Source organism: Palleronia sp. THAF1 (genome assembly GCF_009363795.1).
Classification (GTDB): domain Bacteria; phylum Pseudomonadota; class Alphaproteobacteria; order Rhodobacterales; family Rhodobacteraceae; genus Palleronia.
The window spans coordinates 2,129,257-2,142,912 of sequence record NZ_CP045420.1; the positions used below are offsets into that span (position 1 = coordinate 2,129,257).

Here is a 13,656-nt window from a genome sequence, read left to right on the forward strand (position 1 = left end):
GATGCATCAATGGTTCTGCTTGGCGCAAGGAGGTTTCGCTAACACTAGCGTCAGGACGTGTCTCAGGCTGGTTCAGAACGATCTCATGAAACTTCGCGAAATCACCATTTGTCATGCCGAAAGCCTTATAGGCTGGCCTTTTTTGCCGCAGACCGGCTTTGTTGCGCAAAGGAGGTGAGGGGCGCACTTCCCCTTTCCCCAGACGCACTTATCCCACGGGCTCGGTGACAGGTATGCCGAGCGCGGTGTAGCCGTTCAGGACGGCAGCGCGGATCTGGAGCTCGGCGACTTGGCGATCGAAGTCGCGTGCCATGAGGCTCTGCCCCAGCAGCTTCACGCAATGCATCTTCGTCTCGGCGCGGCTTCGGCGGTGATAGCCGGTCCATTTTCGCCAGATGGCGCGGCCGAGGTATCTCGAGGCGCGCAGAGCCTCGTTCCGGGCGATGGCCCCCGCGGTCGACGGCTTCCACGGCTTGGCGTTCTTGCGTGGCGGTATGACAGCATCGGCGCCGCGGTCGGCGACGGCGTCGTGGCACCTGCGCGTGTCATAGGCTCCGTCTGCCGTGACTGAGCCGATCTCCACATCAGCGGGGATCTGGTCAAGAAGCTCAGGCAGCATGGGCGCGTCCCCGATGTGGCTACCGGTGATCTCGATGGCACGGATCTCCAGCGTCTGTTCATCGACACCGATGTGGATCTTGCGCCACAGACGGCGTTTCGCGCCGCCATGCTTGCGCGCATGCCACTCGCCTTCGCCCTCGGCCTTGATGCCGGTGCTGTCGATCAACAGGTTCAGCGGTCCCTGCGAGCCGCGGTAGGGGATGGTCACGGCCAAGGTCTTCTGGCGTCGGCTCAGCGTGCTGAAATCCGGCACCGTCCAGTCGAGGCCGAGCAAGCGGAGCAGGCTCTCAACGAACCCGGTCGTCTGCCGGAGGGCCATGCCGAAGAGCACCTTCATCGTCAGGCACGTCTGGATCGCGGCATCGCTATACTGCGGCTGCCTGCCTCGCTTTCCGGTTGGCGGTGGCACCCAGACCATGCCCGGGTCGAACCAGATCGTCAGGGAGCCGCGCTGCTTCAGCGCTTCGTTGTAGGCCGGCCAGTTCTTGGTCTTGTAGGTCGGCGGGATAGGTCTGCTCATCCAGGCCAGCTACCACACTGGATTCACGAGATGAATCCCTCGCTCGACCTTTGCGCAACAAAGCCGATCGGGATGACCGATGTCGTCGTAGAAGCGCGAAAGCATCCCAGAAAGATAGTGGAAATCTTTGTTTGCAGTCTGGCTCGTCTGGCCCTCCGCGGCGATGCGGTCTCGCCACCACTTGCGATGCTGGCGTGCCTCTGCCGGGCCGATCGAGACTACCGAACGGTCGCCGCCGATCGCCGCCATCAGGTTCTTCACCGCGCGCTTGCGAGGGTTCCGCCACAGTCGCATCTGCTGTCCACTCTTGAAGCGGTTGTCGTGAGCGGAGATGGCCTCAACACGGTCCACGAGATCGGACAACCTCAGCTGCGGCTCTTCAGCGCCACCCAAAACGCCCACCGCCAGTTCGGTATCCGTCGATCCATCAGACCGCTGCGTGGCCTCAACCCGCGCGAGCATTTCCTGCAGCGGTCGCTCGGCGACTTGCGCCGCCGACACGAACGAGAACCCGCGCATGTGCGCCAGATCCCGCGCTGCCCGGAAACGCGCTTCCGCATCCCCGTCACGTCCGGCCAGCCGCGCCTCCCACCCTTCGATATAGCCCGCCCAGACCGCCTCGGCCTTGCCAAGCGCCACGCTTCGTGAATCGGTCTTCAGACTTTCCCACAGAACCGGCCGCGACTCGACGCTCGCGTACCGCTTCGGCACCCGACGTTTGAGGTAGAAGGTTCGACCGCGAAGTATGACGTTCGACATGACACATTCCGGCTTTTGGGTAGCAGAATGTGGTGCAGAATGGGTGGCAGATCAAGGGCGGCTGGGGGCCCTTCGCGGAGAAATAACCCTAAGTACTTGATCTTTAGCGGGCAGTAGAAGTCTGGATAAAGCCTTGGTGGCGGAGAGGAAGGGATTCGAACCCTCGAGACGGTTTCCCGCCTACACACTTTCCAGGCGTGCGCCTTCGACCACTCGGCCACCTCTCCGCCGGCGGGTCTAGCCGTTAGCGGTGGGGGAGTTCAAGCGGTGTAGACTAGAAATCGTGCGACAAAATATGGCGCGGCGCGAGGTTCCGGACGTTTAGGCGAGACCTTCCGGACAGCCGCCCTACCTGGTCGCAGAAGACGGTGGCCATGCGGTCTACTCGTCATTGCATCGACACGGCATACTCGTACCAGACAAGCTGGATTCTCTGTTCCGTAGGTGAGCCCGCGTTTCGAATAACAGGGCACAGCAGTCCCTCAGTGACCGTATCCCACGAGAGATCAAAATTCGGCTCATACCCAAAGAGCCAGATGCGGGTGGGCGTCTGCCTCTGAGCTAGCTGGATCCGGGGGTAAATGGTGGGAAGCCCTTCCGCCGCCGCTACTGCCGATCGGTGAGATCGGCTTTGATCAAGGTTGGCGCAGAAATGCCTAGGCAAATCGCCGCGAGACGAACCGCTAGGGTCAGGACCCATAGCCAAAAGATGACGGTTGCTGCGAGGGCGATGGCTGAGAGGAAGACCGTGCGGCTTCTGTCGCAGCGGGTGGCGACGCGCCGCCAGTCTTTCAGACGACCGAACATGATCTCGCATCGCCGCCCGGCAGGGTTTTGCGAAGCAAAATTCCGAGAGGGGCGGCTGCGCTTTCGGTAGCGGCGCTGGTCCGTTGCCCGGCAGGGTCTTGCAAAGCAAGATCCCGAGAGGGGTATTTGACCGGGGTGTCGCGTGACCTCCGACTAGGGATGCAGGGCGTTATCTTCTTGTTGATAAGGCCTTCGCGGAACCAGTCCGCGTCGTAGCCCCGATCTCCCAAGAGCCAGTCGGCGTTGGGAAGGCTCCCCAGCAGCGCCCTTGCTCCGGTCTAGTCGCTGACCTGTCCCGCCGTCACGAAGAACCGAATGGGCCGCCCACCTGCGTCGGTAACAGCATGCAGTTTGGTGTTCCGTCCTCGGGCGAAACTGTCCCCGGACAGTTTCTTCACCCCTCGAACCCCTTCGTGCGGCCGATCAGGCGTCCACGCCCCCCTTTTTCGACCAAAGGCTTGAGGCCGTGCGGTGCGCCTTGAGATACGTCGCGTCCACTGCCGGCAGTGGTCTGTAAAGCAAACCACGAGAGGGATGGAGATCGTCTTGTTGTCGGAGGCTTCCGCCGCCAGACCCGCCATTATCCGCGCGAACACGCCCATATCGCTCCACCGCTTCCAGCGGTTGTAGAAGGTCTTGTGCGGACCGTATTCCTCCGGGGCGTCCCTCCACCGCAAGCCATTCCGATTGATTAAGATAATCCCGCTCAGGACTCGCCGATCATCAACGCGGGGCACGCCATGGCTCTTGGGAAAGTAAGGCCGCAGCCGCTCCATCTGAGCCTCGCTCAGCCAGTATAGATCGCTCATCTCGCCCCTTTTCGTTCAGGGGCGGTGAATCACGCACGCCGCAGAGCCTCAAGCAGATCACTGGGTCCTGAACCTAAGAAGGAGCAGACGACATGAGGAAAAGCCGTTTCACCGAGGCCCAGATTATCGGGATGATCAAAGAGCAGGGTGAGGCGTGAGCCGCTACCGGTTCGAGGGCCACGCCGAACGGCTTGCCGACGTCCGAGCTTTGTCGGAAGCACGAGTTGAGCCCCGCGACGTTCTACAAGCTCAAGGCCAAGTATGGCGGGATGGACTTGTCGGACGCCAAGCGACTGAAGCAGATCGAGGACGAGAACGCGAAGTTGAAGCGGCTGCCGGCGGATGCGATGCTGGACAACGTGGTTCTGAAGGATCTTTTGGGAAAGCCCTGACGACACCGATGGTGCGGCGGGACGCGGTGCTGCGGGCGATGAACGATCATCCGATCTCTCAACGTCGCGCCTGTGTCCTGATCGGTGGCGACCCGAAGACGGCGCGGCGTGAACGACCGCCCGACAACCCGGAAATCCGTGAGGAGATGCACAAGATCGCCGAGAAGCGCCGTCGCTTCGGCTACCGGCGCGTGGGTATCATGCTAGAGCGCAAGGGCATGATCATGAACGAGAAGAAGCTCTACCGCATCCACCGGGAAGAGGCCCTGTCGGTGCGCCGACGCCGTGGCCGCAAACGCGCGCGGGGCAGCCGAACCCCGATGCCGGTGCCATTGCCCCCGAACCAGCGGTGGTCCTTGGACTTCCTGTCCGACACGTTCGGGGCCTGCCGGAAATTCGCTCGCCATTGTTCTTGAACCAATGGCGCACAATGGCTCGCCCTGGCAGCCAACGACGACTGCTGCCGCGAGAACCTTGCCCTGATTGCCGATACCAGCATCTCGGGGGCCAGAGTGGCGCGGGAACTCGATGCGCTGGTCAGGATCTACGGCAAACCGGCTTGCATCGTCTCTGACACTGGCACCGAGTTCACCAGCAAGGCCATCCTGAAGTGGGCGAACGACAACAGGGTCGAGTGGCATTACATCGATCCCGGCAAGCCGCAGCAGAATGGCTACATCGAGTCCTTCAACGGCAGCCTGCGGGATGAATGCCTGAGCGAAGAGATCTTCGACAGCCTGGCTGATACCCGCCGCAAGCTGGCCCTGTGGCGCTACGACTACAACAACGTCAGGCCGCATTCCTCGCTGGGCAACAAAACTCCCGCAGAAGCGCGCCGAGCGCTTGAGCAATCTGAGGGCTCCGCGCCCGGCGCGCGTGGCCACCCGAAACCGACGAATATCAAACCCAAGGACCCTCGTTATGAACGAGGGACGACCGGGGGCAGGTCAGACCGATCATCTCCTATGTCCGGAATGTCTCACCCCCCCCACAGACGAAAGCAGGCTAATCGAGATGCACGTAGACGCGGCGGTTGCGGGCGCCCTTCTTCTCTACCTTTCCGATGCGCAGCGGCCCGATCTCGCCCGTGCGAGCGACGTGGGTGCCGCCGCAGGGCTGCAGATCGACCTGCGCCTCGCCCTGCCCGATCCGCACCAGTCGCACGCGGCCCGCGCCGCGGGGCGGTTGGACGGACATGGTCTTCACAAGGCCCGGATTGGCGTCCAGTTCGGTCTCATCGATCCAGTCGGTGGTGACCGGCAGATCGCGCGTCACCAGGTCGTTCAGCGCGTCCTGCAGCGCCTGCTTGTCTTCGGGTGCATCCGGCATGTCGAAATCCAGACGGCCCTTGGCCTCTGCAATCTGACCACCAGACACGGGCAGAGGGATGACGACTGACAGCAGATGCAGCGCAGTGTGTACACGCATGTGCCCCCAACGGCGATCCCAATCCAGAACCTGCCTGACCTCCACCCCGACCGTTGGCAGTTCGCCGTTACCCATCAAGCGAATGGCGCCGCCATCGCCCTTTACGGCTTCGGTCACGGTAAAGAAGCCGCCGTCCCATTCCAGCCTGCCGCTATCGCCCGGCTGACCGCCGCCAGTGGCGTAGAACAGGCTGCGGTCCAGAACGACCACGCCGTCCTCGACAGACGCGACCACGCCCTCCGCGTCACGCGCGTAGGCATCGGCCAGAAAGAGCGGCTCAGTCATCCGCGAAGACGACCGGCAAGCCCTTTGACGACGTGTCCTCTAGCCAGTCCGGGAACGGCAGGCCTTTTTCCTTCAGGAATTCAGGGTTATAGACTTTGGACTGATAGCGCGTGCCGTAGTCGCACAGGATCGTCACGATGGTGTGGCCGGGGCCAAGATCTTTTGCCAAGCGCATCGCGCCCGCCACGTTGACGCCGGTCGAGCCGCCCATGCACAGACCTTCGTCCTGCAGAAGATCAAAGACGATGGGCAGTGCCTCGGCGTCCGGGATGCGGTAGCAGAAATCGGGGGTAAAGCCTTCAAGGTTCGCCGTGATGCGCCCCTGCCCGATCCCCTCAGAGATCGAGTCGCCCGTATTCTCTTCGCCGGTGTAGATCTTGAACAGGCCGGCACCCTCTGGGTCCGCCAAGCCGATCTTCACGCCCTTCGGCTGCAGCACCTCGGCCACGCCCGCGAGCGTTCCGCCAGAGCCGACGGCGCAGATGAAGCCGTCGACCTTGCCGTCGGTCTGCTCCCAGATCTCGGGCCCTGTGCCCTCGATATGAGCCTGCCGGTTGGCGACGTTGTCGAACTGGTTGGCCCAGATCGCGCCCTCGGGGATGCTCTGCGCCAATTCCTCGGCCAAACGGCCCGAGTACTTCACGTAGTTGTTCGGGTTTTTGTAAGGAACCGCAGGCACCTCAACCAAGGTGGCCCCGGCCAGCCGCAGCATGTCCTTCTTTTCCTGGCTCTGCGTCTCGGGGATAACAATCACGGACTTGAAGCCCATGGACGCGCCCACAAGCGACAGGCCGATGCCCGTATTGCCCGCCGTGCCTTCGACGATGGTACCGCCGGGCTTCAGCAGTCCCTTTTCGACAGCATCGCGGATGATGAACAGCGCCGCCCGGTCCTTTACGGACTGGCCAGGGTTCATGAACTCGGCTTTGCCCAGAATTTCGCAGCCCGTGGCCTCCGAAGGGCCCTTCAGGCGGATCAGGGGCGTGTTGCCGACCGCTGCGGCCAGGTCGCTATGGATGGGGGTCATGTCCGCTCTCCTGAGACTATCCGTCAGCCTCAGGTAGGACGCAGCGCGCCAGACCTCAAGCGAAGACGCCCCGCTCACGCGCTCGGTCGAGCCACAGAAGGGATAAAAGCAGCGGTCCGGTGGCTGCCTCGCCCGTGTCGATCAGCGCCATGGCCGCATCGAAAGACAGAATGTGGCTTCGGATATCTTCCTGCTCGGTGTCGAGCCCGGCGACCCCGGTGGCCTCGTCCGGCAGGTCGGCGACACCGACATAGCTGACCAGATGCTCCGACAGAACACCGGGGCTGGGGTAGTAGGCGCCGATGCGGTGCAGCGCGCCAATGGTGATGCGCGCTTCCTCCTGCGCCTCTCGCCGGGCAGAGGTTTCCGCGTCTTCGCCGGGGTCTATCCGGCCCGCGATGGGTTCCAAATGCCACGGGTGCGGGTCGCCGCGCAGCCAAGGACCGTAGCGGAACTGTTCCACCAGCAAGACACGGTCGCGCGCCGGATCATAGGGCAGAACGGTGACCGCATCGCCGGTTCGAAAGCCCGCGCGGGTCATGGGCGCGCTGATGCCACCGTTGAACAGCGCGTGGGTCAGGGTCGTCTCGCCGACCTCGAAGAAGTGTTGATAGGGAACGGTATGCTTCTGGATCACCACATCCGCAGCCGCTGAATCGTGGCGCAGGGTCGTGGGGGCAGGAGACTGCGCTGCCCGTTCGGCCGAATGCGCCCGGATGCGGATCTGTGGCATTCGGAACTGCAGGTTCTCGATGCTGACCGTCCCGAAAAGCGCCATCGCCTCGCCCGCCGCGCGGCGGGTGAAGGGCGCATGAGTGGTCTGCCATTTCACCAGAGACCACGCCTGCCCACTGCCTGCACCACCCGGAGCGCGGTAGACTTGGGCGTTGGTCGTTTGCCCTTGGCGCTCGATCTGCATGACTTCGGCGACGTAGCCGAACGCCGCCTCGTAAAATGCGGCACGTTCCAGCGCGTTATCGTTCAGATTCAGCAGCAGGCCGTCGGCAACGCCGCCCGGCCGTGCAACAAGGATCGGCCAGTCGCCCCCATCCGCACGCTCTACCACGAAATCCGTAAGCTGCGCGGGCTGGCCTGCAACGGCCTGCCCCATGACGGTCGCGCGCAGATCGTCGTCAAGCAGCGTGCCGAAGATGAACAGCGCGGTCATTCGCCGGGGCGGCGTTCTGCGAAGGGCTCGGACGCCAAACCACCGATGACACCCCCGACGGCAAGAACCACCGGAACCAACGGCTGTGACACCACGATGGCGCCGTATTCGATAGCGATCGAGATCGCGGCGAGGATCGCCTCGATCGCGTCGTCATAAGCCAATCGCAACGTGCGCTTCATCATCTGCGCCACCGCCCAAACCAGCAGCGACAGGACCGTCAGGCTGATCGCGCTGGTCAGGCCGACGCCTATGGCTGTGACATAGCCCGCGCCTGATTTTGCGCCGCAGATCGTCCAGCCGATGAAGATGCCGATCAAGACGTTCACAGGCACGAAATAGTCCGGCACGCGCATCACATCGGACGGCAACGCCGCTGCCACCATGCCGGACGCGATGAAAGCCACGGCGCCGAAGACCAGTGCGGCGACCAGTTTCGACAGCGTCGGCATCAGGCGGGCCGCGTCACGGTGATCTGCGTCACGTCGCAGTTTTCACTGGCGAAAGTCGCGGCGCAGGCCGTCAGGTAGAAGTTCCACATACGCCGAAACCGCTCGTCGAAGCCCAGCGCCGAGACCTCGTCCCAGCGTGCGTTGAATGTGTCGTGCCAACGCCGCAGCGTCTGGCTGTAGCTTTCTCCAAACTCGATAGACCGCACGATGCCAAGCCGTGCGCGCGCGATTTCGGACTTCAAGGCAGAGGGGCTGGGCAGCATGCCGCCCGGAAAGATGTATTTCTGGATAAAATCGGGCGCGCGTTTGTAGACCTTCCACCGACGGTCCTGAACGGTAATGATCTGCAAGGTGGCGTTGGCACCGGGTTTCAGCCGGTCGCGCAGGGTGTCGAAGTAAACGGGCCAGTATTTCTCGCCTACCGCCTCGAACATCTCGATGGACGCGATGCCATCGTAGGTGCCACTCTCATCGCGGTAATCCTGCATCTTGATCTCGACCTGCGCGCTCAGACCGGCATCCGCCATGCGCGCCTGAGCGTAGTCGTATTGCTCACGGCTGATCGTCAGGCCGGTGACCTTCAGGCCGCGCTCCTTGGCGGCGTATTCGGCGAAGCCGCCCCAGCCGCAGCCGATCTCCAGCACATGATCCCCGGGCTTTACGCCCATCTGGTCCACCATGCTGGCGTATTTCGCGATCTGCGCCGCCTCCAAGCTTTCTTGCCCGGTATCGAACTTTGCGGAAGAGTAGGTCATCGTGTCGTCCAGCCACAGGCCATAGAACTGGTTGCCCAGATCATAATGCGCCGCGATGTTGCGGCGGGCCTGTGTCTTTGTGTTCCGGCGCAGCCAGAAGCGCGCCTTTTCGAACGCACGCAGCAGGGCCATGCCGGGATAGCCGTCATACATGTCGTCGCCGGCGACATGGACGAGATCCATGAACGCCTGCAGATCCGGCGTGGACCACCAACCGTCAACGTAAGCTTCAGAGAAACCCAGATCGCCTTCCCGGATCAGCCGGGCGAACAAGTCGTCGTTGTGGATGTCCAACTCTGCCACCGGACCCGGCTCTGCCCCGTCGGCGCGGAACCGGCGACCGTCGGGCAGCACCATGTCCAGACGACCACGCTCCATCCCCTTGGCCATTGCGAAGACTTGCGCAAAGTAGCGTGGCAGGCCGGTATGGCCGTCTGTCGTGGTCAATACTGTCATGGTCACTCCCCGGTCGACGGCAAAACTAATCGGGGAACGCGTTGGGCGCCATGCAAAAAAGGTCGCGGCGCGGCGTATGGTCCCCGACCGCCATCAGTATATTCCTTCGAACCGCCCCGGTTTGACGGAAGGCAGGACAGTTACCGTCACACCGTCGGAGACACGCTCGAACAGATCGATCACATCCTGATCGAGCATCCGGATGCACCCGGCAGAGACGTTCTTGCCCAGATACTCCGGCTCGCAGGCCCCATGGACGCGGTAAAGCGTGTCGACACCGTCCTGAAAAATATACAGCGCGCGGCTGCCCAACGGATTGTCCGGCCCCGCATCCATCCCGCCATTGGCGATGGAGTACGGCTCATATTTCGGCTGGCGCGCCACGTATTCATCGGACGGTGTCCAGCGCGGCCACTTTCGTTTGTACTGGATGACGCCCTGCCCTGACCAGTCGAAGCCAGCAGCGCCCACGCCCACACCGTAGCGCATAGCCGTGCCACCCTCTTGAACCAGATACAGAAACGCATCGTCGGGATCCACAACCAGGCTGCCGGGCGCGTAGTCCCGATGCGGGTTCGCCACTTCGCGCCGCCACAGGCGCGGCTCGACCACGCCGGCGGGCACGGCTGGGATTGGGAAAGGTTCGGTCATCACCGCATTGTACATCGCGGGCATTGGCGGTGGTGGTGGTGGGGCGACCGGTTCGACCGGGGCCATACGGCTGACGGCGGCTTCTGGCGATTGACTGGCGCAAGCCGTCAGCGACATGGCAGAGGCGGTCAGCAGGAAGTGGCGACGGGTCAACATGGGCAAGCCTTTGGCAAACAAAGTTGCAAGCGCGTTACCCGCCACCCCGCCAACTTCCAAGCCACGCCCCTCATCACGTCTGCGTGGTTGCCGATAACCAGCGTTTAGAAGGTGCGATTCTCGTAGGCTTGCAATGCCCGCTCGCGCCCCTCTTTCGGGCCGACGATCGGCTTTTCTGGGTAGGCATCATCCGGCGACATTGCCCAACGCTTCGGGATGGCATCGTAGAACGCCAGAGCCGTCTCGGGCGGCTGGTCGCTCAGCTCTGCCAGATGAGCGGTGACGTAGGCGCGATCCTTGTCGAACTTGTCGAGCTGCGTAACTGGGTTGAAGATGCGAAAGTAGGGCGCCGCATCCGGCCCCGGTCCGCTGGCCCACTGCCAGCCCAGCGCATTCGACGCAGGATCCCAATCCACAAGACAATGTTCGAACCACTTTTGCCCGATCTTCCAATGGCACATCAGGTTCTTGGTCAAGTAGTTCGCCACGATCATCCGCGCGCGGTTGTGCATCCGTCCTGTCGTGTAAATCTCGCGCATGGCCGTATCGACGAAACGGATGCCGGTGCGCCCCCGCTTCCATGCCTTCACTTCCGAGAGGCGCTCATCCTCGTTCCACGGAAAGGCATCCCACTCGGGTCGCCAGTTGCCACTGGTCAGGCGCGGTGTGTGATAGACAAGATGATAGGCGAAGTCGCGCCAGACGAGTTCCTTCAGCCAGGTTTCGGCCCCGTCTTTGCCATCCTCCATCGCCCGCACCCCGGCGTGCCAGCAGGCGCGGGGGCTGATCTCTCCATAGGTCAGATTTTCGGACAGGCCGCTGGTGCCCTCGACCCCCGGAAAATCACGCGCGTTGTCGTAGTCCCCGATCCGGTGCTGCACGAAGGTAGCCATGCGCTGCTGCGCCGCCTCTTCGCCCAGCGTCAGGTAGAGGCGCACCACGTCCGCGCCCCGGTCCATGGCAGCGCCCATGCCCCAATCGGCAATCGCGTCGCTGTCGGGCCAGCTGTCGGGCGCTCGCAATTCAGTCGGCGCGGGCAAGGCCGCATCCTGCCCGCGATCCTTCACCGCCCTCCAGTATGGCGTGTAGACCTTGTAATAGCCGCCCGTCTTCGTCTCGACGGTCCAAGGCTCAAACAGGATATGGCCGGGGTGGCTTTTCGCCTCGACCTCCTGACCTTCCAGCGCGGACTTCACGCCGGAGTCGCGCTCGATGCTGTCCGGATCATAGGCGCGGGTCCACCATACGGTCGTGGCCCCCGTCTCTTGCACCAAACCGTCCAGCACCACGCGCGCATCGCCGCGACGCAGGACCAGGCGGGAACCGATGCTTTCCAGCCGCTGGGCGAAGTGTTCGACGCCCAGCCCCAAACGCCATTTCGGCGCGGCACCGTGGGTTTCGACCACCTCGTCATGGATGAAGACCGGGATGATCGGGCGTCCGGTCTCGACCGCGGCGCTCAGGGCGATGTGGTCCGAAAGGCGAAGATCGCGGCGGAACCACAGGATGATAGGTGCATCTGACATGACGCGGGACTTAGGCCGCGGGCGGCTGGCGCAAAGGGCGCGCAGCACACCACCCTTCAAACGAAAAAGGCCCGGCGAACCGGGCCCATTCCAAACTGTCGTCAGATCACTCGGCGGGTGTTGCCGGATCGTAAAGCGTCGCGACGCCGGCCTTCTCGCGGTAGTAATCGCGGAAGATCGCCTTGAAGAGCGAGAAGCACATCAGCACCATCACCACCGAGAACGGCAGCGCGCCGATCACCATCGCGGTCTGCACCGCGCCAAGGCCACCGCCCACCAGAAGCGAGCCGACGACCAGCGCCAGCGCCGCACCCCAAAAAATGATGTGCTTGCGTCCCTTCGGGCTTTCATCACCCGCCGCGTTGATCGTGTTGATGATCAGCACAGCCGAGTCGGCCGAGGTCACAAGATACGTCAGCAGCAGGATCACGACGATGATCGAGAACAGGAACGCCAGCCACGGGGCCAGCATTACCGCCAGCATCGCGAACAGCTGATCTTCCTGACCGGCCCCGACGATAGCACCTTCGGCCACGCCGCTCAGCTCCAGATCGATCGCAGTGCCACCGACCATGGCGAACCAAACGAAGCACATCAGCGACGGCACGATCACCGCGCCCAGCACGTATTCGCGGATCGTCCGACCCTTCGAGATACGCGCAAGGAACAAGCCGACAAAGGGCGCGAAGGCGATCCACCAAGCCCAGTAGAAGACGGACCACGCGGCTTGCCAGCTGCCCAGCTCACCCTCGGTGCCGCCCGCATCCGCGCTCCAGATCGTGAACATCATGCCCGGAAGCGCGATGACGTAATCGACCACGCCGACGAAGAACGCCGATAGACCGAAGAAGGTCGAGCCGAAGATCAGGAAGAAGGTCAGCAGGAAGAACGACAGGGCCATGTTGATATTTGATAGCCACTTGATACCCTTGCCGACGCCCGACAGCGCGGACAGCGTCGATGCGCCCATGATGATGACCAGCGCCACGATGATACCCAGCGTGGAGGACGTCGATCCACCCTCGCCGTCCGGTACCGTCAGCCAGCCGCCGAACCCGACACGTTCCAGACCCGCGATGAACTGCTCAACTCCGAAGCCCAGCGTCTGCGCCACACCCAGAACAGTTGCGACGACCGCGACGATGTCCACGATGTGGCCCGTGCGCCCGGCCAAACGCTCACCGAACAGCGGCGTCAAAGAGGAGCGGATCGTCAGCGGCAGACCGCGACGGTAAGAGAAGAACGCCAGACCAAGACCGGCCAGCGCATAGGCGCCCCACGCGCCGAAGCCCCAATGCAGGAACGACCACTCATAGGCTGCCCGCACGTTTCCGGCGGAACTGCCTTCGGTCAGCCCGCGGATGGTGTCCGGGTTCGACTGCCAGTGATACAGCGGCTCTGCCGTCGCGAAGGTCAGCATCCCGATGCCGATACCCGCGCCGAACATCATCGAGAACCATGAAAACCTGTCAAATTCAGGCTCTTCGTGGTCTAGGCCCAGCTTAAGCCGCCCGCTGGTCGGAATGAGTGCCAGAGCGATGCAGGTGAACAGGAACAGCGCGATGGCGTAGATGTACCAGACATTGAAGAACGCCAGGATAAAGCTGTTGATCGAGCTTAAGAACGCGCCCGCCTGATCGGGAAAGGCGACGGCCCAGACGATCAACGTGCCGATGATCACCTTCGAGGTGATGGTGACGATCTTGGTAAAGCCCTCGTAGTAGCCACTATCGGCCGTATCGATGTCGAGTTCCGTAATAGGTGGTTTCATTCTCTGGTTCCCCGTTTCGCTACGAAAAACGGCGCAAGAGGTGTCTCCGCGCCGTGCATAGCCATTATTTTTT

At 62.8% G+C, this 13,656-nt stretch carries 11 protein-coding genes, 1 tRNA gene and 1 pseudogene; 1 reads left to right on the forward strand and 12 read right to left on the reverse strand.

Features of this window, described 5'->3' with window-relative positions; translation table 11 throughout:
* Positions 1–208: 208 nt before the first annotated feature.
* The 4 genes from FIU81_RS10525 to FIU81_RS17165 all read right to left on the reverse strand — a co-directional run bounded on the left by FIU81_RS10525 (position 209) and on the right by FIU81_RS17165 (position 3,516).
* On the reverse strand, positions 209–1,141 hold the full coding sequence (locus FIU81_RS10525; protein ID WP_124109951.1) for an IS5 family transposase: 933 nt from the start codon (positions 1,139–1,141) through the stop codon (positions 209–211).
* Positions 1,142–1,150: 9 nt separating this feature from the next.
* Complete coding sequence (locus FIU81_RS10530) at positions 1,151–1,900, reverse strand: DUF6538 domain-containing protein (protein ID WP_124112199.1); 750 nt, start codon at positions 1,898–1,900, stop codon at positions 1,151–1,153.
* Between the two features lie 137 nt (positions 1,901–2,037).
* A tRNA-Ser gene (locus FIU81_RS10535) sits at positions 2,038–2,127 on the reverse strand.
* Positions 2,128–2,985: 858 nt separating this feature from the next.
* Positions 2,986–3,516, reverse strand: coding sequence for an IS5 family transposase (locus FIU81_RS17165; RefSeq protein WP_413816204.1), 531 nt, complete (start codon positions 3,514–3,516; stop codon positions 2,986–2,988).
* A 92-nt stretch (positions 3,517–3,608) separates the two neighbouring features.
* On the opposite strand from FIU81_RS17165, the pseudogene FIU81_RS10545 reads away from it, so the two are divergent.
* Positions 3,609–4,833, forward strand: a pseudogene (locus tag FIU81_RS10545) (IS3 family transposase).
* Between the two features lie 80 nt (positions 4,834–4,913).
* Here the strand turns inward: FIU81_RS10545 and FIU81_RS10550 are convergent.
* The 8 genes from FIU81_RS10550 to FIU81_RS10585 form a co-directional block, all read right to left on the reverse strand.
* Positions 4,914–5,621, reverse strand: coding sequence for an alanyl-tRNA editing protein (locus FIU81_RS10550; RefSeq protein ID WP_124112200.1), 708 nt, complete (start codon positions 5,619–5,621; stop codon positions 4,914–4,916).
* Positions 5,614–6,648: a cysteine synthase A gene (locus FIU81_RS10555; RefSeq protein ID WP_124112201.1), complete on the reverse strand. Its 1,035-nt coding sequence runs from the start codon at positions 6,646–6,648 to the stop codon at positions 5,614–5,616. The genes FIU81_RS10550 and FIU81_RS10555 overlap by 8 nt, the downstream gene beginning before the upstream one ends.
* A 55-nt stretch (positions 6,649–6,703) precedes the next feature.
* The gene (locus FIU81_RS10560) at positions 6,704–7,816 is read right to left on the reverse strand and encodes an NUDIX domain-containing protein (RefSeq protein ID WP_124112202.1); all 1,113 of its coding nucleotides are present in this window, start codon (positions 7,814–7,816) and stop codon (positions 6,704–6,706) included.
* A complete protein-coding gene (locus FIU81_RS10565) occupies positions 7,813–8,268 on the reverse strand; it encodes a TrgA family protein (protein ID WP_124112203.1) in 456 nt (151 codons plus the stop codon). Before FIU81_RS10565 ends, FIU81_RS10560 begins: the two co-directional genes overlap by 4 nt.
* Complete coding sequence (locus FIU81_RS10570) at positions 8,268–9,479, reverse strand: SAM-dependent methyltransferase (RefSeq protein ID WP_124112204.1); 1,212 nt, start codon at positions 9,477–9,479, stop codon at positions 8,268–8,270. The genes FIU81_RS10565 and FIU81_RS10570 overlap by 1 nt, the downstream gene beginning before the upstream one ends.
* 93 nt (positions 9,480–9,572) lie before the next feature.
* Positions 9,573–10,286: a L,D-transpeptidase gene (locus FIU81_RS10575; protein ID WP_124112205.1), complete on the reverse strand. Its 714-nt coding sequence runs from the start codon at positions 10,284–10,286 to the stop codon at positions 9,573–9,575.
* A gap of 104 nt (positions 10,287–10,390) precedes the next feature.
* The gene (locus FIU81_RS10580; RefSeq protein WP_124112206.1) at positions 10,391–11,812 is read right to left on the reverse strand and encodes a cryptochrome/photolyase family protein; all 1,422 of its coding nucleotides are present in this window, start codon (positions 11,810–11,812) and stop codon (positions 10,391–10,393) included.
* A gap of 106 nt (positions 11,813–11,918) precedes the next feature.
* Positions 11,919–13,583 carry a BCCT family transporter gene (locus FIU81_RS10585; RefSeq protein ID WP_124112207.1) on the reverse strand — a complete coding sequence of 555 codons (1,665 nt, stop codon included), beginning with the start codon at positions 13,581–13,583 and terminating at the stop codon, positions 11,919–11,921.
* Positions 13,584–13,656 lie beyond the last annotated feature (73 nt).